Here is a 24,062-nt window from a genome sequence, read left to right as displayed (position 1 = left end):
AATGACTGAAGTATCGGATTTTTCAAATGTCGATCGCGAATTAGACGACACAATATTAAGCTTCGCAGACATTCAGGCAGAACTCAACCTGCGCCGCGCTAAAGATGCTCTCCGAGATATAGTAGAAAATCTCGATTTGACAGCACAAGAGCGAACTGGACTGGAGCCGGAAATTGGCGGCTTGGAAACCATGCTCGACAAGCTAGAGCGCGCTTGCGTGCAAATCGCTGTGTTTGGGATGGTAGGAAGGGGAAAATCTTCGGTTTTGAACGCGCTACTCGGCCAAAATGTGTTTGAAACGGGGCCGACTCACGGGGTGACTCGCACCACAACTATTGGAGAGTGGGATGTCGGAAATGGTGTTGATGATGATTTACCCGATCCTCGACTTTCGCCGGTTATTTACCGTTTGTCGCAAGTAGAATTAATCGATACTCCGGGAATAGATGAAGTTGACGGCGAAACTCGCGAACTTTTGGCGCGCCGCGTCGCGCAACAAGCAGATTTGATTTTGTTTGTGGTGGCTGGTGATATTACGAAGGTGGAATACGTAGCACTTTCGCAGTTGCGGGAAGCCGGAAAACCGATGTTATTAGTGTTTAATAAAATTGACCAGTATCCGGATGCAGATAGACTGGCAATTTATCATAAAATCCGGGACGATCGCGTCAGAGAATTGCTATCTCCCGATGAAATTGTGATGGCGGCGGCTTCACCTTTGACAGCGCAGGCGGTGCGCCGTTCCGATGGAAGTATGGGAGTAAAAATGACTCGCAGTTTGCCGCAAGTTGAAGATTTAAAATTAAAAATTCTGGAGATTTTAGACCGGGAAGGTAAGTCTTTGGTGGCGCTGAATACGATGCTGTGTGCGGGGGATATTAACGAGCAGTTGGTACAGCGCAAAATGGAAATTCGAGATGATGCTGCTAACCGGATTATCTGGAATGGGGTAATGACTAAGGCTGTGGCGATCGCGCTTAATCCTCTTACTGTCATCGATCTTCTCAGCGGTGCGGTAATTGATGTGGTAATGATCTTAACTCTATCTAAAGTTTACGGCATTGCGATGACGGAAGCGGGGGCGGTGGAATTGCTGCAAAAGATTGCGATTAGTATGGGGGGAATTACTGCGGGCGAATTGTTGGCTAATTTTGGTTTGAGTTCTTTAAAAGGATTGTTGGGTTTGGCGACGCCTGCGACGGGGGGTTTGGCTTTGGGGCCTTATGTTTCTGTGGCTGTGACTCAAGCTGCAATTGCTGGGGTTTCTTGCTACGGAATCGGTCAAGTTACTAAGGCTTATTTGGCTAATGGCGCTTCTTGGGGAGATGATGGGCCGAAGGCTGTGGTGAGCAAGATTTTGGCTTCTTTGGATGAGGATTCTATTTTAAATCGGATTAAGGATGAGTTGCGGGCGAAGTTGGATTTGGGTAGTGTGGAAAAACAGCAATCTCATTGATTGTTTTGGGAATTATAGCGAGCGTAATTTCAGTTTGCAAGTCCGCAAGTTCGCCAGGGGTTAAAACCCCTGTCTCATAGCTTAAGTCGGTTGAAACCGACTGGGAAGATATTATAATACTTGTTGAAAAATGTGTTTTTCAGTCCTCTTTAAGAGGACTTTCGCTATGAGACGGGGGTTTTTAACCCTCGGCGGACTTGTGGATTAGCGCCCGGTTATGTGTTACTCACAAACCAATTACCAATTACCAATTACCAATTACCAATTACCAATATTATGTTATTAACTATCTCCACAACTCGCTTCCCTGCTACGGATTTGGGCTATTTGCTTCACAAACATCCCGATCGCCTTCAATGCTTCCCGATGACTTTCGGACAAGCCAGCGTGTTTTATCCTGAAGCGAATGCAGACAAGTGCACGGCGGCTTTGCTGTTAGATGTCGATCCGGTTGGTTTGGTGCGCGGTAAGTCCAAATCGGGCGATCGCCCGCTCGAACAATACGTCAACGATCGCCCCTACGTTGCCTCTTCGTTTCTGTCTGTCGCCCTCGCCCAGGTCTTCCGTACCGCTCTATCCGGTCGCTGCAAAGACCGCCCAGAACTCGCAGAAACTGCCATTCCGCTGACAGTAAATCTGCCGGTATTGCCCTGTCGCGGCGGCGAAAAGTTCCTGCGCCAAATGTTTGAGCCGCTGGGCTATCAAGTGACAGCAATACCCCTGATTCTTGACGAACAATTTCCCGAGTGGGGTGCGAGTCCTTACTTTGCTGTGGAACTGCAAAATACACTGCGTTTGGCGGATTTGTTGAGTCATCTTTATGTACTAATTCCTGTGTTAGATGACGATAAACATTATTGGGTGGGCGATGATGAAATCGAGAAGTTATTTCGTCACGGCGAAGGTTGGTTGAACGCGCATCCCGCCCGCGAACAAATTGCCGATCGCTATTTGAAACGCCAGCGCCGTTTGACTCGCCTTGCTGTAGCGCAGTTAGCAGAAGAAGATAGTACCGATCCTGAAAAAGTCGAAGTTTCTCGTGCTTTAGAAGAGGAAGTTTTAGAACAGCGAATTAGCCTCAACGAACAGCGTTTAGAAGCTGTGATGGATGTTTTAAAAGCCAGCGGTGCTCAGCGAGTGGTGGATTTGGGCTGCGGTGAGGGAAAACTGCTGCGATTTATGTTAGCCGAAAGTGCGATCGCCCAAATTACCGGAGTCGATGTCTCTTTTCGGGCGTTGGAAATCGCCAAGGAACGATTGCAGGTCGATCGCTTTTCTCCCGCACAGCAATCTCGCTTACAATTGATCCAAAGTTCCCTGATTTATCGGGACAGCCGCTTGACGGATTTTGACGCAGCAGCGGTGATTGAGGTGATCGAACATCTCGATTTAGAACGGTTGGCTGCTTTTGAACGGGTGTTGTTTGAGTTTGTGCGGCCGAAATTTGCGATCGTCACAACTCCTAATGTTGAATATAATGTTCGGTTTGAAAACTTGTCGGCGGGCAAATTTCGCCACCGCGATCACCGTTTTGAGTGGACTAGAAATGAGTTTCAGACTTGGGCGCATGGGGTTGGCGAACGGTTTGGTTTTGGGGTAGAGTTGCGATCTATTGGAACGGAAGATTTAGAAGTGGGTTCGCCTACGCAAATGGCAATATTTGCTTTGATAGAATAACTGCTACAGTTTTTTTGTGCTTACAATGTAGTTAAACTTGGAAAAATGCAGGCTTCAGCTATGAGCAAATCTATCCAAACCCAGATAATTAAAGTCGATCAATCTCAAGGAATTCGCATTCCTAAATCTTTGTTAGAGCAAATTGGTATTAGTGAAGAAGTAGAAATTGAAGTTCAGGGCGATCGAATCGTCATTCGTGCAGCCGCAAAACCACGGGCCGGTTGGGATGAAGCGTTTGCAAAAATGGCCGAACAACATGATGATGTTTTGCTTGATGATGTCACGACTACTGAGTGGGATCAGCGTGATTGGGAATGGTAGTCAAACGTTTTGACGAAGAACAGTATTTGTAGGGTGCGTCGCCATCAACAATCCCTAACTTTAATCGACTTTTCAAGCGGCGACGCACCCGATCGACAGAGTTGATGACAATTATTTTGTAGCAATACTTTTGAAAAATAGTATAAAAATACTCAGTGAATAATACTATTAAAGCATGAAAATTACCATTCCCGAACTATCTTTAGTCCTGCTCATCGGTGCATCCGGTTCGGGCAAATCCACTTTTGCGCGCCAGCATTTCCAAACGACAGAAATCATCTCATCCGATTACTGCCGCGGCCTGGTTTCCGATGACGAAAACAATCAAGCGGCCACCGCTGATGCTTTTGAAGTGCTGCATTTAATTGCTGCGAAACGTCTGGCTGCGGGTAAATTAACTGTGATTGATGCTACGAACGTTCAGCCGGAAAGCCGCAAACCTTTGTTAGAATTAGCCCGAAAATATCATTGCTTTTTAGTAGCAATTGTGCTAGATTTGCCAGAGAAATTGTGTGCCGATCGCAATCAACAGCGTCCAAACCGCAACTTCGGGAGCCACGTAATTCGCCGCCACGTTCAAAATTTAAGGCGATCGCTCCGAAATCTCGATCGCGAAGGCTTCCGCTACGTTCACGTCCTCCGTTCGCCAGAGGACATCGCAGCAGCCCAAATCGAGAGACAACCGCTGTGGAACAACCGCAAACAGGACACCGGCCCCTTTGACATCATCGGCGACGTTCACGGATGCTGCGGCGAATTGTCACAATTGCTGCAACAGTTGGGCTATCAAATTGTCGAATCATCCAGCCAATCAGGCTTTTGGGATTATCCCACCTACGCCCATCCAGAAGGCCGTAAAGCGGTGTTTTTGGGCGATTTGGTCGATCGAGGCCCGCGCATTCTCGACACCCTCAAACTCGTCCGCAACATGGTAAGCGCATCAACCGCTTTGTGCGTCCCCGGAAATCACGATATCAAATTATTGCGAAAACTCAGCGGCAAGAATGTCAAAATCAACCACGGACTCGAACAAACCTTAGCAGAAATAGCAGCTTTACCCGATGAATTGCGCGAATCAGCAGTTAGCGAAATTAGCCAATTTCTAGATAGTTTAATCGGACATTACGTCCTCGACGGCGGCAAATTAGTCGTCGCCCACGCCGGAATGAAAGCAGAACTTCAGGGACGCGCATCCCCCCGCGTTCGAGATTTCGCCTTGTACGGAGAAACCACAGGCGAAATCGATGAATTCGGCTTACCAGTCCGCTACAATTGGGCCGCCGAATATCGAGGTCAAGCTGCTGTTGTTTACGGACATACCCCGATTCCCGAAACAGAATGGTTGAACAATACTGTTGATATTGACACTGGCTGCGTTTTCGGCGGCAAACTAACAGCTTTGCGGTATCCTGAAAGAGAATTTGTCAGCGTTCCTGCTGCGATGATTTACTGCGAACCTGCAAAACCGATCGCCTTTCCATCCATCGCAACTCCAGATAACAGTTTTGCCGCCACAAATCTCACCGCCCAACAGCAGTTTGACGACGTGCTGGACATTTCTGACGTACTCGGAAAACGCACGATCTCAACTCGCCTGCAACGTAACATTGCAATTCGCGAAGAAAATGCGATCGCAGCCCTGGAAGTAATGAGCAGATTTGCCGCCAATCCCAAATGGCTGATTTACTTACCGCCCACCATGTCTCCCGCTGCTACCTCCAAAGAACCCGGACTTTTAGAACATCCAGCCGAAGCATTTAACTACTACCAACAGCAGGGTGTATCGACAGTTGTCTGCGAAGAAAAGCACATGGGTTCCCGTGCAGTTGTCATTGTTTGCCGCGACGAATCGGCTGCTAAACGGCGCTTTGGGATTTTTAACAACAGCATTGGCATTTGTTACACCCGTACAGGTCGCCATTTCTTCGATAATTCTACCTTAGAAACAGAGTTTTTAACGCGGGTAAATCGCGCTCTTTCTGCCAGCAATTTTTGGGATAAATTTCAAACCGACTGGGTGTGTTTAGACTGCGAATTAATGCCTTGGTCGGCAAAAGCTCAGGGTTTATTGCAAGAACAATACGCTCCCGCGGGCACCGCATCCCGTCACGGGTTTGCGGCGGCGATCCAGCAGCTAGAACAGGCGAAACAGCGCGGAGTTGCAGTTGATTCTGTGTTGGCTAGCTACCGGGAACGAGCTGATTTAGCCGATCGCTATGTCAATGCCTACCAGCGCTACTGCTGGCCCGTGAAATCCATCTCCGACCTCAAGTTAGCGCCTTTCCACATCTTGGCAACCGAGGGAAATGTTCACACCGATCAGAATCACTGCTGGCACATGGAACAGATAGCAGAAATCTGTAATTTTGACCTAGAATTGCTGTTAGCTACTGAATACAAAGTAGTGAGAATTGCCGATCTTGACAGTCAATCCGCAGGGATTCAATGGTGGGAAAAAATGACTGATGCCGGGGGCGAAGGGATGGTTGTTAAGCCGATGGAATTTATTGTTAATAATAGCAAAGGACTGATACAGCCTGCGATAAAATGTCGCGGTAAAGAGTATTTGCGAATTATTTACGGTCTGGAATATTCTTTGCCGGAACATTTAGATAAATTGCGATCGCGCGGGCTTTCCGGGAAGCGTTCTTTAGCTTTGCGAGAGTTTGCTCTCGGTGTAGAAGCCTTGGATCGATTTGTTGCGGGCGCTCCGTTGAGGCAAGTTCACGAGTGCGTTTTTGGAGTTTTAGCGATGGAAAGCGAACCAGTCGATCCGAGATTGTAATTTGGTTCGTAGTGAGGACTTCAGTCCTCTGAATATGCGGACTTTGTGCGTGTAGCAGCGGTTTCAACCGCCGATCGATTGAGGTATATCTAACCCGGATTTGGTATAATTCCCATGCTTCTCTATTCAGCTCGATCGCAAAAATAGATGGAAAAAACTCTCCCTTCTCTCCGCAATCTCTGGCGCTGGAGCGTTTAATTATAGCAGATTGGAAGGGGAGCATCTCAGTTTTACAAGAAGCATTTTTTAAAGAGCGGACACCAGGACGTACCACGAACCTTTTTTGAGTTCCCGACAGCACTGTAAATGCTCCCCTGAGATGCTCCCGATTGGAAGTTTCGATCGCAGATATTTTCTAAAACATCGGCGACCAAAGATTTGCCACCGGAATTTTCCAACCGGGCAGTAACTCCGGCACTGTTAACACATCCCGATCGCGCAATGTTGCGATCGCCCCGCCCGAGCGATATATCGTGACTGTTTGCTCGTCAGGATCGATCAGCAATCCTACCTTAACACTCAAGGCGATCGCTGCTTGTACTTGCTCCTGCAATCGAGGCGATCGATCGACAACAGATTTAATCTCAACAAACATATCCGGTGCTAATTCTGGATAGATGCGAGGAACTCGTTTGAGACGTTCGGCAGCAACAAATGCGATTCGAGGAGTTAGCACATTACCATCAGGTAAGTGAAATTCGGTGCGATAGCCGATCGCTCGTCCCAATTTACGCGGCTCGATCCAAGCAAATAACAAAGCACAAAAACGAGCGCTAATTTCGGCAGAAACAAAGTCAGTTGTTGAATTATCGCTAGATCCAACGATCGAAGCAGCTTGTTGGGTTGATTCGTTCGGGGATTCAATTTGGGCAGAAATTTCTAAGTCTTCTCCTCTTGTAGTAGCAACTTGCAATACTTGTTGCTCTAGCACTTCTAGATCTATTCCTAAGTTCTGGAGAACTTTTACAGCCACTCCTTCTCCGTTCTCTGTGAGGCGATCGGGTTTATCAACTCGCAACAAGCCCAAAAGTAGGTGTTCGGTATCAATATAAGAATGCCCTAATTCACTAGCCGATCGCGCCGCACAATTGAGCAAAGATTTTGCTCTCGCAGTAGGACTAAACGCCTGTCCTTTAGTGACAAATCCGCTGCCGCGACCAATAATTTTTTCTACTTCAATCCGTGCGGCTCTGAAATTAACTCCTGCCTCGTTCAGAACCCGAGCTGCAATTCCTGTTCCTTCCTCAATTAATCCCAGCAGAATTTGCTCCGTGCCGGCCCAATTATGACCCAGGTTGCCTGCTTCTTCTTGAGCCAAGTTAATAACTTTAATCGTTCTGGGGGTAAATCTGTGAGCGAGCGCTGTTTCGGGCAATTTAGAAAAATTCAACGGTGTTCGATCGGCAAGCATTGTTACTTCCTCCTGTGAGAAAATCGCTTCGATAGGGATGTTAAATAGTTGGGCAATTTTGAGCGCTAATGGCAGACTCGGATCGTATTTACCCGCTTCTAAGGCGTTAATTGTTTGGCGGCTGACACCCAAGCGTTCTGCTAGTTGTGCTTGCGACCATTGACGTTCGGTTCTGAGAACGCGGATCTGATTTTGCATAGATTTTTGCCTCAGCTTGCAGCACAAACCTATTCAAGCCGTACTTTTACTGTAATACGTGCTTGACTCTTATGTCAAGTATGTTTTACATTAGATTTTGATGCGGGCGCGATCGCCCTCATGACAAAGCTTTGCGGGCGATCGCGCCCTCCCTACCTCTGGTTAAACAAAAAAAGGCAGTCGGCACACCTACCTTAAAATAGTTGCGGGAGAAATCTATTCATTTTCTCCTATTAATCGCTGCGCCTCCGATGTCGATAAATTCATCATTTGTGCAACTTGCTCTAAATTCATTCCCGAATTTAATAGGTGAGAAATCAGCGATCGCAAAGCTGATTCCGCCGCCAGCCGTGCTTGTTCTGATTGCTGGTAAGTCTTCAGAAACTCTCCTGTTTGAGGATTTCTAAACCTTAATTCTCCAGAAACTAAGTGCAATTCCAGTCCCAATACTTCGCTGTACAGCCACAGCGTATCGAAGGCGATATTATTGACGGGAATCGGCTCGTACTGGTTGTTTACTAAACGCACTCCTTGCAATATCGGATTCAAATAATCCCCAGACGGATCGTACTGGAAGTATTCCCTGACTCCCAAACTTCGATAAGTTTCTGGTTTAATTTCTCGATCTACCTCTTGAGTTGTTTCTGAGGTTATTTCTAAGACAAAATGCGGTGCTATCCCTGCTTCTTTCCAGATTTTATAGTTATCTCTCTGGCGTTTTCTGACTCCAAATACTACATAAATGTCTGGAGAAACTACTGCTGATTTGTTTCCTTCTTCGTAATACACGAAAGAATTTGCTGACACGTAGACATCCGATCGCCCTTGAAAGTGCTGCTTCAGAGCTTCCACGCCGTAAGTCATGTAATCGCGCGTGATGTCACTTTCCGCCATCGGTTCTCCGTCGCTGCTGGGATATTCTATTTCTTCTTCGATTTGTTGAGTTAAAACTGTCACGGTTTAAGTCTCCTCAATTCTCGCTGATTTTATCTTAGCAGGTTCGATAAATTTAAGCATAAAAAAATGGCGTTTGTACTTGACAAACGCCATTTTATAGACTTACAAACGCGGCGTCTTATCTTGTTTAAACGACGCCAGCCATCCGCGCAGTTCGTCGGCCGCAATCTCGCGCCCGCCCAAACCAAAAGCTAGAGCAATCCCAACTGCGATCGCCCCCAGCAGCAGCCCGAAAGCCAAATTCACAATATCGCTGCCAATGCCCATCTGTTGCAGCGCTAAGGCCGAAACAAAAGCAATCACCGCGATCCGAGCCGTTTGGCCCAACAGCCGCGCTTGGCGAGTTCCAGAGCTAGCAATCAAACTAAACGCCAGATTCGCCAAATACAAGCCGATCGCAAATACGATCAAACCAGACAAAACCCTACCTGCAACCAGCACAATACCGCTAACAATCGCCGTCAGGGCCGGAATCTTCAGCACGTCGGTAGCCGCCACCACAGCAAACAGCATGATGCCTACCTGCACCACAATGCCGACAAATTGCGAAGGCGTGCGTGCCGCAACATCCGGTTCCTGAAGTACCGTTGCGTCGGGATCGATCGAACTCGGTGGTAGTAGTCGCAGCGGCTGTTTCGGCTGCATTCCCAACCAAGAAAAGACATTGTTAAAGCCAATTCCCGTCAAGATATTCGTCACCAAATCGCCGATCCAGCGCCCCAAAATGTAAGCAACGGCGAGAATTATCGCTGCTGTAAAAATGTTGGGAAGCGCGACCAGAATCGTGTTGAGCATCGCGATCGCCGGCAAGGAAATCGCCTGAATGTCCAAAGCGTTCAAAGCTGCGATCGCCGTCGGAATCAAAATCAACACGTAGACAATTGTGCCGATAATCCACGACAGCGATTGTCCGCCCGAGCTCCGGGAAATGCCAAACCGAGCGCCCAAACTGTCCGCCCCACCAGCAGCCAGCAGATTCGTGACAATCCGCCGCACCACTTGAGCTAGCAGCCAGCCGACAAACCCAATCAGCACAGCTTCCAGAATCTTCGGAATTGCCGCCAAAATTTGGTTCAGCAAATTATTCACCGGCAGCAGAGCCTGCTGCATTTCCAGTGAGTCGAGAATCAGCGGCAAAAACAGCAGAAAAATGAACCAGTACAGCGCATTCGCCACAGTATCGCTCAGCAGCAAAGGGCGCTCAGTGGGCGCAGTGCCCACCTCCTGATTCAAGCGCTCGTCTACGCCAAAAGTCCGCATCGCCCGCGATACGGCCAATTTGGCAACTGTCGCCAACACCCAAGCAATCCCCAACCAAATTAACCCGCCGGCTAACTTCGGCAAGAAACCGGTAATTTGATTGAGAAATGTATTCAGGGGTTGCGAGACAGCCGTGAGATTCAGTCGGTTGAAAAACGCAACTAGGAAAAAGATAAAAATGATCCAGAATACCGCTGCGGAAATAATTTTTTCCACTTGCGGAGATCCTTCTCCTTCCGGGCGCCCGGTAATCCAAGCAGCCAGCCGGTTGTCGATCGTCGTTTTCTTGAGCAATCCGCCGACTAAAGATGAGACTAGGGCTGATACGATCGAGCCAATTAGCAGGATGCCGATCGCCCAGACGAGATTTTCAAGGTTTGTGCCCTGAATGAAATTGTTAATTCCGCGTTCCGCATCTGTCAGGGCATTCCCGGACTGGGTCTGTGCCAAAAGGCGTAGCGTAGCGGGGCGTAAGCCATCGGACATAACCGCCACCCGGCCCGATATCGGTTGAGTTATTTCTTGCCAAGTTTCATTCATTTTTTTCTCAGGTTAACGTCAGATTTTGACATGGAGAAGACGAAACTTTAAGAATAGTTCCACCAAATCTAGACCTCGCCTAAATTTAATGTTTGTACGCTTTTAACCGTACTGGGTTAACTACAAAACCCTCTATCGAATTTGGGACCAACCCATCTCCGACTGCTTTTGGGCCAATATTCAAACAACCGTTGACATCGGCATTGATTAGTTGTCCAGTTTTGGTTCTGAACAATCCCATTTTTACTCTACCGCCAATGTACTCTGATTTTTGTTCAATTGGTTCCAAATCCAAGGCAGAACAGATCGATGTGTAACTCTCCTCTACTAACACAACGTTAATCCGGGCCAGTTGTCCTTTGTACTGCAACATTTGCACGAACCGGCGATCGGGAATGCAGGCAAAATTTTGATAGTTAACCTTGCCACGATTAATCCCATCTTTAAAATCCTGGTTCCAGCCTACAACCAGCAAGCCAATTTGATGATTGACGAGTTCCTCGATCATTGCAGAACTCGTTGTGTGGAGGTAGTAATCCACTTTACAGTTACGCTTGTGCCACAATTTGACAAGTTTTTTACTGTTTTTTTGCGCGATCGGCAACAATGATTTTAATGTCGATGAAACTTGATTGCAGTATTGGTTGGTTGACTTGAGGGCCCCTCCGCCGTAGATTCTCGCTACTAACCCAGCAACATTGTAAGTTAATGTTGCCAGATTGTTTAATCCTAAATCTATGGCAGCTACTCTCTGATTAACTTGTAAAGGCTGTTCTAACTTTTCATAAACGACCTCGACAATATAACCACCCACCTTGGGAACAATCCGGATTTCCTGAATCGAGGTGACTTTTGAGAGCAACCAAATATTAGTCTCTGAGTAACGAGCATATCCTTTTTTTAAGGCTCTTTTGCTGACAGCTTGACAATTAAATACCGCTACATAGCGCCCGCCTGCTCTTTTTCGCTCTCTTGAACCTTGATAATAAGGGATTTTGGGTGCGGCTTTAAATTTAGTTGCGTCTTCCTGATAGTTTCGCACCGCCAGATGATAGCTAGTCCATGCTTTGAGGACTAAGCCGAGGGTGCTTTGTGCTACTTTTGCGGGCAGTGCTTTGCAATCTGAACAGGTTTTGAGCGCGCGATAAACAGCCAGAGCGTTTGTTTGTTTGTTTGTTTGTTGGCGAAAAAGTTTTGACGGTATGTGTAGTTAGCCGAGTTGTAAAGATTTTTGCAATGCCATGACAGTCGATCGGCTTCTCGATAAAACCTATGATTTGGTTTGATGATGTGCCTTTCGACTAACTGCATAATCGGTATATAGCGGTTATCAAAAAAGTGAGGTATGCCCTAGGCCCTAGGCCCTAGGCCCAGTCGTCCGCGAATTTTTTTGCTCGAAAGGCTATATATACTGTTATTTTCCGATGATACACTGTATTTAGGGGTGTGTCAATCTTTTACTTTCTGGAGAAATTGACGCTACAACTAAGTAAATAACTCTAAAGTAAGCAAAGTCTTGTAATACCCTCCTTGTTGCAGGTTTCCATGTCAATTCGTCAAGTTTTCGAGCAATCCATTGAAATTCGCGCTGCTGCTACCTTGGTGGAGCGCTGTATAGTCGATCGCACTTTAATGCACAAATGGCTCAATCCCTTGCTGCGCTGCGATCCCAAGGGCGAATGGGATACTGCTGTAGGAAGTCGCAGCTTATTTATCATAAAAATTCCCGTTTTGCAACCCACTTTAGAGAGTGTTGTGTTGGAGCGACAACCGGGTTTAATTGTATGGGGGTTCGACGGATATTTCAAAGGATGCGATCGCTGGGAATGCCAGCCCCAAATCCAAGGGACACTCTTGATTAACCGCTTTGAATTTCAAATTCCCAATCCTTTAATTAGATTTGGATTCAATCGCTTTGCAGCCCCTTGGACGCAAAAAGATATGAAAAGCCAACTCCGGCGGCTCAAACGGGTAGCCGAGCAATTATCTCAAGAAATTGGTAAGGTGTAATGGGGCATGGGGAATGGGGCATGGGGCATGGGGCATGGGGCATGGGTAATTGGGTAATTGGGTAATTGGGTAATTGGGTAATTGGTAATCGGTAATCGGTAATCAGTAATTGGTAATGGGGAATTGGTAATCGGTAATCGGTAATCGGTAATTGGGAATTGGGAATTGGGAATTGGGAATCGGTAATCGGTAATCGCTGAAAAGTAACAGATAATAGGAAAAGAAAGCACCAATTCCCTATGCCCTGGGAAGGCCAATCCCCTAGGCCCTAGGCCCTAGGCCCTAGGCCCAATTCCCAATTCCCAATTCCCTAGGCCCTAGGCCCTAGGCCCTAGGCCCTAGGCCCAATTCCCAATTCCCAATTAAGAGCAAAATGATTTACTTCCCAGCCCCCGATGATGAGTTGGGCTGACAAATCATTTGTCTGGCTTGACCCGCCGTACTTTGCAAACCCGGGGAATTCTGATACATAGCTTGCAAATCTTGCATATCTTTCATCACTCGCTGGTAGATAGCCATCGCTTGATTGCCGTCAACTTCTAAAGCCGGGGGAGCGTAATTTTGCATCACTTCCATCAGCGATATTTTGCCATCTTTGGAAGCGGCGACTAAAGCATCGCGCAGTGCCGGCGCGCTTTGTGCCTTTGTTGCTGGCGTATAAGCAACCTCGCCCAATTGTTTGAAAACAATTTCCCCAAAATAAGTATTTGCCAGCCGCGATACTATTTGGGGATCTAAAGCCACTTCTCGCGTTAATATTTCGCGCACCGATTCGGGAGTTTGTTTCGCAAGACTCAAAACGCTTTGCAGTTGAGCTGATGGTTTGCCGGTTTGTGCAAAGCTTTGCAAGTCGCTCATCGGTAAAGTTACGTCAACAGCACCGTATTTTACGGTAACATTGTCTAATGCAAAGGCTTTGCCACTGCTCAGCAATACTGCACTTGTTCCCACCAAAAGTGCCAAACCTAACGATAAACGCTTTGACATTTTTTTGGCTAAATGGGCTGACTGCTGTTGCATTGCGTTGAGATAACCTTGTTGAAACTTAAAGTTCATGAGTTTGCGCCTCTTTACGTCAAAATACTGTTTCTATCGATCGCATTCGCAGCTATCAGTCGGGAAGGTGGACTCAGGAGTTCCGTAAATGACCTAGGTATTATACAGTCATGTCAAACCAATTTAACCTATCAAAAGATAGGTGTTGATTGATAATTTATATGTTACCCTCGGACTTTTGACAATTTTATATACCTTTGCAAAACTTATAAAAGCGAGATTTGGTCGTCGCGCACCAGTATATAGATTGTCGGTTTCACCTGCGATGTTGTGCGATCGATCGCAAATTTAAGTTCAGATATCCCGATCGAGCCTTTCGAGCAACAGGCGAATTCTAGGAGCATCCTCAGCATTCGGAGCATTTCTCAGGTAGATTTCCAAATCCTGACGCGCCTCGGCCAAGCGGCCCTGTTGATGGTAGAGAATTCCGCGATCGCGCCTTTCCAAGAGTGCATCAGGAAACAGCAGCAAAATCCGATCGATCGCCCCCATAAACCTCACAGCATCACCCTGCTGGAAGTAAATCGCCTTCAGATTTCCCAGCATTCGCCCCAACAACTGCCGCGGACTTACCGGGGCGAGAAAAGCCGGCTGCAACTCCATAGGTTGACCGTAAATTTGAGAAAGCCTCCCTTGACAATCTTCTGGAAATAATATCTCGCCGCCGTTAAACGCATCCACAAAAATCCCAGCATCCTCAAAATTCGGCCTAATTAAAAAATGTCCCGGCATTCCAATCCCCACCATCGGAAAATCAATCCGCTTAGCAACCTCCAAATAAACCAAAGACAAAGAGATGGGAATCCCAGTGCGGCGATCGATCACTTGATTCAAAAAGCTATTGCGGGGGTCGTAATAATCAGCATTATTGCCGGAAAATTCCAAATCGTCATACAAATAGCGGTTAATAGTTTGAATGATCCGCAGCGGATAATTCTGTGACGGGAGGCGCAAACGCACTCGATCGGCGATCGCATCAAGTGCATTGAGATAATCCAGAGGCTCAAAATTCGGATATTCTTCCAAAGCCATGTACAGCGCAGCTTTCGCTAGGTCGATCCCAGCGTCTGGCTGACTAATTTCTTGATAAAAGAGTTGTCGGGCGATCGTCAAATCCATATTTATAATTGATGTGATTTTAATTAACATTTTATCCGAATATTCTGAATAGGCAAGATACCTGTTCCACAAGAGACTTTTTTTATTGAAAAAAAGGCATTTTTATTTTAAGCCAGAATTTTTTTACTGTGAAACAGGCCAGCAAGCCTGTGGCAAGTTCGTAGTGAGGACTTTAGTCCGCATTCATGAAGGACTGAAGTCCTCACTACAAACCTCTTATAAAAAATCAACTTTCAGGTTCGTAGTGAGGACTTTAGTCCGCATTCATGAAGGACTGAAGTCCGAAGGATCAAACCTATTATAAAAAATTGAACTTTCAGGTTCGTAGTGAGGACTTTAGTCCGCATTGGGTGCATCTCACTTTGGAAGAGGGCGAAGCATGACCGCATATAAGTTATTAGTTATCATCTCCTATTTTCTGCGGTCATGCTTCGCCCCTACGCATATATTCGCTTGCATTGAGATGCACCCTCCGCATTTATGAAGGACAGAATTCCTCACTACAAACCTCTTATAAAAAATCAACTTTCTTTTTTATTGTTCTCTACAGTTTAATTTTGTAGTTAATTTATAACTTTCAAATCCCGTGACTTTTCCCAATCACCCAACTGCGGCGAAAAATGCGAGCCAAAGTCGATTCTTCCAAAGCAAAATAGATCGGGCGGCCGTGGGGACAGGTGCGCGGGTTGCGAGTTTGCTGCCATTCATCCAACAAATTTTGCATTTCCGAAAGATTGAGAGGAGTACCGTTGCGAATAGCGCTGCGACAAGCAGTAGCAACTTGAGCAGCTTGCAAATCTGCGACTTTACTGAGTTCAAAAAGCGCATCCGCACAGTCATCTCGATCGACCAATAAATCCGGTACTTCCCGCGCCGCCCATAGCTGTTCGCCAAAACTTTCTACTTCCAAACCCAAGCGGGACAAGTTCTCAATTTGCAGGGCAGATAATTGACTGAGAATTACTGGTTTTTCGAGAGATTTTAATTGCCAATCAGCGCAGATGCGTTCGTACAAAACGCGCTCGTGAGCGATGTGCTGTTCTACCAACCACATTCCGCTAGAGTGTTCTGCAACAATGTAAGTATTGTGAACTTGTGCGATCGCCCGCAATTCCATCAATCCTATTTTACGACCTGTTGCCTGTTCGTCACCGCCATCACTCTTACGAGCCGAAGTCCCCACGCTGTAAGCACTTTTTTGTTCCGATGCTTTCAGCAACTGTCCCACGCGATCGGGAATTGGAGGATCTGGCAAAACTTCATCATTCAGGTGCAAAGCCCGATCGATTGCAGCGCCAACTTGTGCTTGCCAAAAACTCGGATCGTGCAGATATATTTCCACTTTAGCCGGGTGGCGGTTCCAGTCGATTTCCGAGGGGGAGAGTTGCAGGTGAACAAAACACACGGGATAGCGATCGCGCCCACAAGTGCGGGCGAAGGCGCTGAGAATAGTTTGCTCTATTTCGGGCGATCGCACAACCCGCCGGTTTACTGCCACCTTAACCCAATCCGGCCGAGAGCGGTGACAGCGATCGGGCAAACCAATTACCAACTCTAAAGACTGAGAATTGGGAATTGGGCATCGGGAATTGGGCATAGGGAATTGATAATTGTGCTTGTTTGTAGCTCCCACAAGTTGAGGTTCTACCAAAAAATTTGCAGCTTTCTGATTTTGAGGACTCGCAGGCAAATCTAATTTTAAATATTGTAAATCGCTCGATCGCACGCCGCGCACAAATTGAGGCAAAATTTGTTCCGCTGTGCTGGCCGAAGTTATGTAAAAACAAGGCGCATTTGCTTGGCGCAACTGCCAATTAACGTGGGGGTGACAAATTGCAATTTGCTGGAGGATTGATTGGATCGATCGCATTTGCTGCGCCGGCGACAAAAAAGTGCGGCGCACAGGCCAATTGCCAAACAAATTAGCCACAGTCACCACCGTGCCCGGAGCAATTGCCGCTGTTTCCACCTCCACAGCAACGCCTGCGTTGTTGTAAACTACCCGCCAGCCCGATCGAGCATTTTGGGTTCCCGACTTGTTAAACGATGACTTCTCAACTCCCCCCCTTAACAAGGGGGGGCTGGGGGGGGTTTCCCCAGACTCTCGATTTTCCCAAAAATCTCCCAATCCCAAATCGTTGGGCCTGCTCAAAACCTCCAAACAGCCTAACTGAGCCAAACTGTGCAAAGCTTCACCGCGAAATCCCAAAGTAGCAATTTTGTAAAGGTCAGCTTCCGTGGTAATTTTGCTCGTACTGTGAGGCGAAGCCGCCTGCTGCAAGTTTTCCAGATCCATTCCCGTACCGTTATCCGCAACTTGCACCCGCCATTGTTCGGGCCAAACAGACACAACGATGCGAGTTGCGCCTGCATCGAGAGAATTTTCTACTAATTCTCGTACCGCAGCGGCGATCGAGTCAATCACTTCTCCTGCGGCAATTAAATCTATAACTTCTGCGGGTAAGGCTTGAATAGTAACTGGCATCAGATTTTTAGCAGATCGTTAATTCAATTATACCTGATTGTGCAACTCGCTACACATTATTATGACCTAATTAGCTGGGGACAAATAAACATTACTTAAACTCGATCGGTTAACTGATGACTTTCGGCAAGCGGATGTAAAAAGTTGTCCCTTTTTTGTTTTCCGACTCATAAGTAATTTCTCCTTTGTGAGCATCAACTATCGACTTAGCAATTGCCGTTCCCAAGCCCGTACCAGTCCGCTTCCCATAGGTTACAAACGGTTCAAATAACTTGTCTTTTATTGACTGCGGAATGCCCGGCCCGTTATCGTAAATGCTAATTTCTGCCCAATCCTCACTTTGTGTCACAATAATCTCTACTCGCCCCCCGCGTCCGCCAAAAGCTTCAACAGCATTCCCAACTAAATTTTGCAAAACGCGCAAAATCTTATTGTCATCAGCTTCCACTATCACTTCTGATACCCGTATCACCAAATCTACTTTTGCCGCCTCAAAATAAACTCTGTTCAACTTTTCAAACTGCTGCAACGTCTGGATGAGATTAACCGGTTTTTTATTTAATGCAGAGGTGCCACGCGAAAATTCTAATACTTCCTCAGCCATCCCCAACATTCGCTGAACTTGCAATTGAATAAGTTCGCACCATTCCTGAGTTTCAGTATCCGGGTGCATTTCTTTGAGCATTTCGCTGGAGAGTTTAATTCCCGTAAAAGGACTTTTGAAATCGTGAATAATTGTACTCACCATTTCTCCCACTAAGACCATTTTTTGTTTGTGTACGAACTGGCTAACATATTGATCCGTGGTAGACCGCAAATTTTTAATAATAAAACTAAACATTTGCATTACTGAACTGCCTTTAGCAAACTGGAGAGTTGCTATCAGTTCTTCGCGACCTATTTTTGCCAAAGTTGAACCTGCAACTGCCACAGCTCTAGCACTGCGAGGCTCTCCGTCTAAAACTCCGAGTTCGCCAAAAAAATCGTCGCGCTTAGCGACAGCAATAGTTTGATATTTACTGTTGTCAATTCGCTTGCTAAACTCGACTTCACCTTCTAAAATTAGATATAAAAAATCCGCTGTTTCTCCTTCTTCAAAAACCAGCGTTTCTTCAGCAAAACTCTCCAAGACAGCTATTTGACACAGGTGAGCAGCTTGAAGAGGTTCAAAATAAGACATAAATCGATGAGATGCCAGATCCATGTGAAAATACCTGAGGCTTAATTGAAATTGTTTCTTTCTTCTATCTTTGCGCTATAAGCATTGATGCGTTAATAAAATACAATACTGCTGGAATCTGCTTCTATTTTCTGGCATCCTTGACTTTGACAGAAGGTAAGCGTCGGGATGCAGAGCCAGACTAGGAAAGTAGCACCAGCAATCTCAGCAACATTCTAAGTTAATTTACTAAAATACATATATATGATATTTGATCTCAGATTTAAATGGGAAGTGCGATCGCACTTTCTGACACGCCCCCACAAGATTTTAATTGTAGAGAGATGCTGTAATTTCAATGCCGATCGCCTTGCATTGCCAAAAATTAACGATCGCCAGATAAGACAATCCCAGCATTCTGCCCGCCAAAACCAAAACTCAAACAAACCGCATTTCTCACAAGAGTCGATCGGGCAAACCTCACAAAATCTAACTCAAACCCCGGTTTTTTCATGCCAGTGCAAGGTGGCAACATCTGGTATTTAATACCCATCAAACAAAAAGCGACGCCCAGAGCACCCGAAGCTCCCAAAGTATGACCAGTAGCCCCCTTCGTCGAACTAACAGCAACTCCTTGGCGAAACAATTTCTGAATTAACAGGGCTTCATGTCGGTCATTTAAATCAGTTCCAGTACCGTGAGCGTGAATAAAATCTATATCAACCGCCGTTAAATTGCTGCGTTTCAAACATTGACTTACGGCTGCGATCGCACTTTTTCCGCCCAACTCCGGCGCATTAGCATGAAAAGCATCATTTGTCAACCCAAAACCGGAAATTAGACCGTAAATTTTAGCGTTGCGGCGCCTTGCCAACTCACTTGATTCTAATACAAATAAAGCCCCGCCTTCGCCGAGAATTAAGCCTTCCCGATGTTCGTCAAAGGGATAGCAGCCGGTGTTTGCCAAAGCACCCATGCGGTTAAATCCAGCCACAGTAAGCGGTGTAATTGGCGCTTCTACAGCACCGGCGATCGCGCGCTGACACTCACCAGTGCGGATTAAATCAACAGCGCGGGCGATCGACTGTAGGCCCGTCGCACAAGCAGCCATCGGCGCCAGCACAGGCCCCATCGAGCCAATTGCCCTCGCCACCGCGATCGCCCCCATGTGAGGCAAAAAATCCACGAATTGGGAATTGGGCATGGGGCATCGGGCATCGGGAATTGGGAATTGGGCATTGGGCATTGGGAATTGGGCATTGGGAATTGGGCATCGGGCATTGGGTATTGGGCATTGGCCAAACAGGGCATTTGGGCATTGGGAATCCGGCAGTTCTCCCCCTCTTTCCCTCTCCCCTTCTCCCCCTCTCCCCCTCTCCCCCTCTCTTGCCAACTGTTCCAAATTCGCCTGAAAACCGCGACTAGAACCGATCGCAATTCCGCAATCAGGAATTGGCAAAGTCAAATTAGCATCTTGCAAAGCATCTGCCAAAACCTGCCGAGTTAAAGTTATTAAATCGGCAGGTTTTTTGCCAACTAAAGCCAAAAGTTGCGGTTCAAGTTCTAAAAAAGGTTGATGCTTCCCAAGGCCACAATTCCCATACAGCAGTTGTTTCCAGCTATTTTCTAGATTGCCTAAAGCTGAAACAAGACCAATTCCCGTAACCACAACATCCATAGATAGAAAGCTTGCTTTCGGCAGAAAGTAGAAAATAGAAAGCAGTTGTTTTTCTAATGAATACTGACTGCTGGAAAGCGAGGGGCGACAGCACTAATGACTACTGGAAAGCGAGCTCTTGAAGTGCTCGCACTATGACTATTGACTGCTGGAAAGCGAGCTCTTGAAGTGCTCGCGCTATGACTATTGACTAATGACTACTGACTGCTGACTAATGACTAAGGACTAATGACTAAGGACTAATGACTAAGGACTACTGACTAATTAACAGCCTTAAAATTTTCCAAACCCTGAGTCACAGTAGCCTTCTCAATCCGATCGCCCGCTTGAATCCGATCGATAACATCCATCCCTTGCTTCACGTAGCCAAAAACCGCGTAGCTACCGTCCAAAAACGGCACATCGGTCAAAGTAAAGTAAAACTGAGAAGAAGCCGAATCAGGACTTTGCGATCGAGCCATAGCCACAGCCCCGCGAGTGTGCATCAACACGGGTTTCTGAGCAATCCCAGCTTGTTCTAGCGTTTGGCTGTAAGTCGGACTCGGGGCATCTTTAGCTTTAATTTCCAGAGGAATCCTGCGTTCTGTAGATGTTTTCGGGTCAATAAAGCCCCCAGTTCCCAGTCGCGACGCAGGGAATTTAGGGTCTTTGCCCTGGGGGTCGCCGCCCTGAACTACAAAAGGCTGAGGTTCCCGCACCACTCGGTGAAATACCAGCCCGTCGTAGACTCCTTTCTGAACCAAATCGACAAAATTGCCGGCAGTAATTGGGGCATTGGTGCCGTCGAGTTCGATCGTAATTGGAGTACCTTTCACCGTCATCACCACCGTTGCTTTTCCTTGCAAGCGTGGCAGATTGCTAAATTGCGAACTCGCCGCCACAGCAGCAGAAGGAGATGGAGACGGAGACGGAGACAAAGAAATGCTTTCACCCGACGCCGGATTTGGTGTCGGAGTTGAGTTCGCAGCAGGGGAACTACCGCATCCCCCCACAAACAGCGCGCCAATTATTAAAAGTGAGAAGAACCACCGCTGAATTTTGATTTGCATTTGCATTTGTATTTTCACTTTCACTTCATCAGTCGGGTACACGGCGAGGCGCACCCTAGATTTATCGATTTTGTGCGCCTCGCCGTCCAACCTACAAAACATTACCAATCTCAAATCGAAAATCCCAAATCCCAAATCTCTACAGTCCTTCTAGGGGAACTTGCAAAAATCGAGCCAATTCGGCAGCTTGATTTTCCACTTGAGACAAAGCAATCGGCTGTCCGACTCTAGTCAGGGGAAACTGACGGCGGTCTTTGAGCTTGAGGTAAATACTGCGGCGGGGACTGAGACCTTCTTTGATGTCCACCCGCACAGATTGCACGTCCGATGTCTTGCAAGTAAAATCAAGTTTGCGGTTTTTGCCGGGAAATCCCCAGCGAAAGATCCGAACGTTACCTGTTTTGCGATCGAACTCATTGTATCCGCCGCCAACATCCCAGAGCACAGTCAGCCACAGGTAAAGCCCCAACAGCAGGGCGCAGACACCGTAGAAACCCATCGCGATCCCTTGGGGGATGAAAACGAGCTGAGTCGGGTCAGCAAAAGGCAGCAAGTTCTTGTGTAAGTAGCTGGAAATGCTCGACAGCAGGAAACCCGTCCCTCCAATGCTGACAACCGTTGCCCACCAGTAATTGCTGAAGCGGCGAGATCCCAAAACCTCGTAGCGCAGGACAGAATCGATCGAGGTCATTGTTTTTGCAGTCATAAATTTAAACAGCCTTAAACCCAAATTTTAATTCAACTAGGCTACCTCAGATACATTTAACCCGGCAAATCCAGGACTAAGCCAGAATTAGCCGTGTATGGCAAGAAGCGTGAAAGCAGCAAGCTCTCCCGTCAAGGAGGTATCTCTCAAAGCTTTCAACAAAATATTGAAAGCGCCATTTAAGTCTCTGTCCAGAGTGTGTCCGCATTCTGGACATTTAAACTTTTTAGATCCACCTAATTTGGTGTGAATATGTCCACATTTTGAACAGGTTTTCGATGTGTACTCTTCGGTTACGTCTACTACAAGGCTGCCATATTTAACAGCCTGATGCTTCAACATTTGCTGAAAACTGTAATGACTTAAAGTGACCATCGCTCTAGCTGTTTTAGTCGCTAATTTGCGCTTTCCTTTTTTAATCATTTGCTGCGTTTCAAAGGTCGGCAAGAAAATTAGCTTATACTTTGTCACCAAGTATTTAGCAGCCTTCTTGTGTAACTCGTTGACTAAGTTTTTGATCTTAATCCGAATCTTTGCTGCCGACTTTCTCAAGCAATACCTCAATCGTTTGAATTGTCCTCCCTTGGCATACCCTATCCTCCACATCAGTTTGTCTAAATGTCTTGCCAGTCGGTAGATACGACCGATATCACCTCTGCCTGCTTCAATAATATCACTACCGTCGAATCCAGTTAGAAAAGTTCTAACGCCAGGGTCTAAAGCCCTAGCCAAGCTGCTTTCGTTTTCAAGAGGCCTGGGAAGCATTTACAGTGCTGTCGTTCCGCTCAAAAAAGGTTCGTAGTACGGACTTCAGTCCGCTCTTTAAAAAATGTTTATTGCAAAACTGAGATGCTCCCGTGTCAACTGTATAGCAAATAAACCATTACCCATTAATTAGTGATAGTGTTGGTTCGTGTTCCATCACTTCTATGATTGGTTCGGACGCTTTAAATGATAGTCCTTTGGTTGCTTGCGGATAAAAAGTTCCAGACTTCCAATTACTAACTTGAAATCTGATGGTCCCAGATGTATCAAAACGACTTCTAAATTTGGCGTTCCCCTTTGACTTTTTAGCAGCCTTGTGTGCTTCAAAGGCTTGAAATACTGCCATTTGTCGTGGGTTGTAGGGCTGCTCGGATACCCATTTAGGAGTCGAGTCCATTATCTTTTTCCTCAGAGCGTATTTGCCAATCTTTTCGGTTTTAAGAATGGCAATTGCTTGATTGTAACACCATCTACTTGCTGCAAGCCAAGTCCTCCATTTCGCTGCTAGCCTGGTTTCCGGGTAAACTCGAATCTTCTTTGATAGCAGATTTGTACTTACGCAGGGAGTAGAGTCGGCAACTAAAGGCGTGGATGATGGCAAGGATATCTTCAACCATTTCTCGTTCTGGAGATAGCTCGTTTCTACCGAGAACCATGAGTTGGCAATCGTTTTGCTCACATATCCATTTGATGAGGTCTCCACCAAACCTCGCAAGCCTATCTTGGTGTCCGACCACAATTGTTGAGATATTTCCTGACATGACTTGTCCCAAAAGGGCAAGCAGCGCTTTTCTTTTGAAGTTGAGTCCGCTTCCGATGTCTTTAAAGACTTTGGCTTGCGGGTAGAGGTTTTGGAGGTAACTGACTTGTCGTTCGAGGTCTGCTCGTTGCTTGTAACTACTAACCCTGGCGTAGATAGCTGTAATTCGGCTGTGTCCTGTTCCAAGAACGCTGTCAATGTCGTAGCGTCGTTGGTTGGAAGGAGTTCTGATTGCTGATATTTTATTGGCAAGCTCCCAGTTTCTAAGGGTTTTTTCTGAGACTTGCAGGATTTCGCAAGCTTTCCTTGGTGTGACATACTTGGTCATAGCTGGCAGTATTTTTACTGTAAATTAATACTACCAGGTTTTAATATGATTTTCCGGGACTTACCGGGAAAATATTTACTTTGCGTTAACAGTCTCACTCCGCTGGGGCGATCGTGACTGGGCGATCGCGATTCTGTAACAACTTCTGCCCTTTTACTTGAAAATTAATGAACTTATAATGTATAGTTATGTTAAGTTTAATTAGAAACCTTGGTCTTTTAACAAGCAAAAGGATTTTACCGCAATGACAATCGCAGTCGGACGCGCCCAGAACGAAAGAGGCATCTTTGATGTACTCGACGACTGGCTCAAGCGCGATCGCTTCGTCTTCGTAGGTTGGTC

17 protein-coding genes and 4 pseudogenes are annotated in these 24,062 nt (G+C 46.6%); 5 read left to right on the top strand and 16 right to left on the bottom strand.

Annotated features, from left to right (window positions below; translation table 11 throughout):
- Position 1: 1 nt before the first annotated feature.
- From JGK39_RS21440 to JGK39_RS21425, 4 genes are all read left to right on the top strand, one after another.
- Positions 2 to 1,456: a GTP-binding protein gene (locus tag JGK39_RS21440; protein ID WP_293257056.1), complete on the top strand. Its 1,455-nt coding sequence runs from the start codon at positions 2 to 4 to the stop codon at positions 1,454 to 1,456.
- 219 nt (positions 1,457 to 1,675) lie between these two features.
- Entirely contained in the window at positions 1,676 to 3,133 is a 1,458-nt protein-coding gene (locus JGK39_RS21435) for a 3' terminal RNA ribose 2'-O-methyltransferase Hen1 (RefSeq protein ID WP_293297282.1), read from the top strand.
- Between the two features lie 60 nt (positions 3,134 to 3,193).
- Positions 3,194 to 3,454, top strand: a complete 261-nt coding sequence (locus JGK39_RS21430) for an AbrB/MazE/SpoVT family DNA-binding domain-containing protein (protein WP_293257050.1) — start codon at positions 3,194 to 3,196, stop codon at positions 3,452 to 3,454.
- 175 nt (positions 3,455 to 3,629) lie between these two features.
- Positions 3,630 to 6,239 (top strand): polynucleotide kinase-phosphatase, encoded by a 2,610-nt coding sequence (locus JGK39_RS21425; protein ID WP_293257047.1) that lies wholly within the window; start codon positions 3,630 to 3,632, stop codon positions 6,237 to 6,239.
- A gap of 355 nt (positions 6,240 to 6,594) precedes the next feature.
- Here the strand turns inward: JGK39_RS21425 and JGK39_RS21420 are convergent.
- The 6 genes and pseudogenes from JGK39_RS21420 to JGK39_RS21395 form a co-directional block, all read right to left on the bottom strand.
- A pseudogene (locus JGK39_RS21420) lies at positions 6,595 to 7,029 on the bottom strand (Uma2 family endonuclease); the annotation flags it as partial.
- Between the two features lie 78 nt (positions 7,030 to 7,107).
- Positions 7,108 to 7,650: pseudogene (locus JGK39_RS21415) on the bottom strand (Clp protease N-terminal domain-containing protein); the annotation flags it as partial.
- Between the two features lie 18 nt (positions 7,651 to 7,668).
- Positions 7,669 to 7,848 (bottom strand): annotated as a pseudogene (locus JGK39_RS21410) (helix-turn-helix transcriptional regulator); the annotation flags it as partial.
- Between the two features lie 216 nt (positions 7,849 to 8,064).
- Positions 8,065 to 8,805 carry a Uma2 family endonuclease gene (locus JGK39_RS21405; RefSeq protein ID WP_293257044.1) on the bottom strand — a complete coding sequence of 247 codons (741 nt, stop codon included), beginning with the start codon at positions 8,803 to 8,805 and terminating at the stop codon, positions 8,065 to 8,067.
- A 102-nt stretch (positions 8,806 to 8,907) separates the two neighbouring features.
- Positions 8,908 to 10,605 carry a mechanosensitive ion channel gene (locus JGK39_RS21400; RefSeq protein WP_293257041.1) on the bottom strand — a complete coding sequence of 566 codons (1,698 nt, stop codon included), beginning with the start codon at positions 10,603 to 10,605 and terminating at the stop codon, positions 8,908 to 8,910.
- An 85-nt stretch (positions 10,606 to 10,690) separates the two neighbouring features.
- Positions 10,691 to 11,716: a transposase gene (locus tag JGK39_RS21395; RefSeq protein WP_293297289.1), complete on the bottom strand. Its 1,026-nt coding sequence runs from the start codon at positions 11,714 to 11,716 to the stop codon at positions 10,691 to 10,693.
- A gap of 434 nt (positions 11,717 to 12,150) precedes the next feature.
- Between JGK39_RS21395 and JGK39_RS21390 the strand changes: the two genes are divergently transcribed.
- Positions 12,151 to 12,615, top strand: a complete 465-nt coding sequence (locus JGK39_RS21390) for an SRPBCC family protein (RefSeq protein WP_293257038.1) — start codon at positions 12,151 to 12,153, stop codon at positions 12,613 to 12,615.
- 378 nt (positions 12,616 to 12,993) lie between these two features.
- On the opposite strand, the gene JGK39_RS21385 is transcribed toward JGK39_RS21390, so the two are convergent.
- From JGK39_RS21385 to JGK39_RS21340, 10 genes and pseudogenes are all read right to left on the bottom strand, one after another.
- Positions 12,994 to 13,671, bottom strand: a complete 678-nt coding sequence (locus JGK39_RS21385; protein ID WP_293257035.1) for an alpha/beta hydrolase — start codon at positions 13,669 to 13,671, stop codon at positions 12,994 to 12,996.
- 294 nt (positions 13,672 to 13,965) lie between these two features.
- The gene (locus tag JGK39_RS21380) at positions 13,966 to 14,790 is read right to left on the bottom strand and encodes a tetratricopeptide repeat protein (RefSeq protein WP_293257139.1); all 825 of its coding nucleotides are present in this window, start codon (positions 14,788 to 14,790) and stop codon (positions 13,966 to 13,968) included.
- A gap of 577 nt (positions 14,791 to 15,367) precedes the next feature.
- The gene (mutL, locus tag JGK39_RS21375; RefSeq protein ID WP_293261786.1) at positions 15,368 to 17,275 is read right to left on the bottom strand and encodes a DNA mismatch repair endonuclease MutL; all 1,908 of its coding nucleotides are present in this window, start codon (positions 17,273 to 17,275) and stop codon (positions 15,368 to 15,370) included.
- 109 nt (positions 17,276 to 17,384) lie between these two features.
- The gene (locus JGK39_RS21370; protein ID WP_293261789.1) at positions 17,385 to 18,479 is read right to left on the bottom strand and encodes an ATP-binding protein; all 1,095 of its coding nucleotides are present in this window, start codon (positions 18,477 to 18,479) and stop codon (positions 17,385 to 17,387) included.
- A 340-nt stretch (positions 18,480 to 18,819) separates the two neighbouring features.
- Positions 18,820 to 20,112 carry a beta-ketoacyl synthase N-terminal-like domain-containing protein gene (locus tag JGK39_RS21365; protein ID WP_293261792.1) on the bottom strand — a complete coding sequence of 431 codons (1,293 nt, stop codon included), beginning with the start codon at positions 20,110 to 20,112 and terminating at the stop codon, positions 18,820 to 18,822.
- Between the two features lie 260 nt (positions 20,113 to 20,372).
- Positions 20,373 to 21,161, bottom strand: coding sequence for a peptidylprolyl isomerase (locus JGK39_RS21360; RefSeq protein ID WP_293261795.1), 789 nt, complete (start codon positions 21,159 to 21,161; stop codon positions 20,373 to 20,375).
- A gap of 139 nt (positions 21,162 to 21,300) precedes the next feature.
- Positions 21,301 to 21,867, bottom strand: coding sequence for a photosystem I assembly protein Ycf4 (locus tag JGK39_RS21355; protein ID WP_293261798.1), 567 nt, complete (start codon positions 21,865 to 21,867; stop codon positions 21,301 to 21,303).
- A gap of 87 nt (positions 21,868 to 21,954) precedes the next feature.
- Positions 21,955 to 22,608, bottom strand: a pseudogene (locus tag JGK39_RS21350) (RNA-guided endonuclease TnpB family protein); the annotation flags it as partial.
- 142 nt (positions 22,609 to 22,750) lie between these two features.
- A complete protein-coding gene (locus JGK39_RS21345; RefSeq protein ID WP_293261801.1) occupies positions 22,751 to 23,029 on the bottom strand; it encodes a hypothetical protein in 279 nt (92 codons plus the stop codon).
- Between the two features lie 73 nt (positions 23,030 to 23,102).
- Positions 23,103 to 23,720, bottom strand: a complete 618-nt coding sequence (locus JGK39_RS21340; protein ID WP_293261804.1) for an IS607 family transposase — start codon at positions 23,718 to 23,720, stop codon at positions 23,103 to 23,105.
- Between the last annotated feature and the right edge of the window lie 342 nt (positions 23,721 to 24,062).

The sequence above is a fragment of the Microcoleus sp. PH2017_12_PCY_D_A genome (assembly GCF_020738565.1).
In the GTDB taxonomy this organism is placed as follows: domain Bacteria; phylum Cyanobacteriota; class Cyanobacteriia; order Cyanobacteriales; family Microcoleaceae; genus Microcoleus.
This window is presented reverse-complemented; position numbering and strand designations above follow the sequence as displayed.

Coding starts and splice junctions, on each gene's coding strand:
- mutL (WP_293261786.1), bottom strand. CDS start 17,275: ATGCCAGTTACTATTCAAGCCTTACCCGCAGAAGTTATAGATTTAATT.
- JGK39_RS21360 (WP_293261795.1), bottom strand. CDS start 21,161: ATGCAAATCAAAATTCAGCGGTGGTTCTTCTCACTTTTAATAATTGGC.
- JGK39_RS21400 (WP_293257041.1), bottom strand. CDS start 10,605: ATGAATGAAACTTGGCAAGAAATAACTCAACCGATATCGGGCCGGGTG.
- JGK39_RS21345 (WP_293261801.1), bottom strand. CDS start 23,029: ATGGACTCGACTCCTAAATGGGTATCCGAGCAGCCCTACAACCCACGA.
- JGK39_RS21340 (WP_293261804.1), bottom strand. CDS start 23,720: ATGACCAAGTATGTCACACCAAGGAAAGCTTGCGAAATCCTGCAAGTC.
- JGK39_RS21380 (WP_293257139.1), bottom strand. CDS start 14,790: ATGGATTTGACGATCGCCCGACAACTCTTTTATCAAGAAATTAGTCAG.
- JGK39_RS21385 (WP_293257035.1), bottom strand. CDS start 13,671: ATGAACTTTAAGTTTCAACAAGGTTATCTCAACGCAATGCAACAGCAG.
- JGK39_RS21355 (WP_293261798.1), bottom strand. CDS start 21,867: ATGACTGCAAAAACAATGACCTCGATCGATTCTGTCCTGCGCTACGAG.
- JGK39_RS21440 (WP_293257056.1), top strand. CDS start 2: ATGACTGAAGTATCGGATTTTTCAAATGTCGATCGCGAATTAGACGAC.
- JGK39_RS21425 (WP_293257047.1), top strand. CDS start 3,630: ATGAAAATTACCATTCCCGAACTATCTTTAGTCCTGCTCATCGGTGCA.
- JGK39_RS21430 (WP_293257050.1), top strand. CDS start 3,194: ATGAGCAAATCTATCCAAACCCAGATAATTAAAGTCGATCAATCTCAA.
- JGK39_RS21365 (WP_293261792.1), bottom strand. CDS start 20,112: ATGGATGTTGTGGTTACGGGAATTGGTCTTGTTTCAGCTTTAGGCAAT.
- JGK39_RS21370 (WP_293261789.1), bottom strand. CDS start 18,479: ATGGATCTGGCATCTCATCGATTTATGTCTTATTTTGAACCTCTTCAA.
- JGK39_RS21390 (WP_293257038.1), top strand. CDS start 12,151: ATGTCAATTCGTCAAGTTTTCGAGCAATCCATTGAAATTCGCGCTGCT.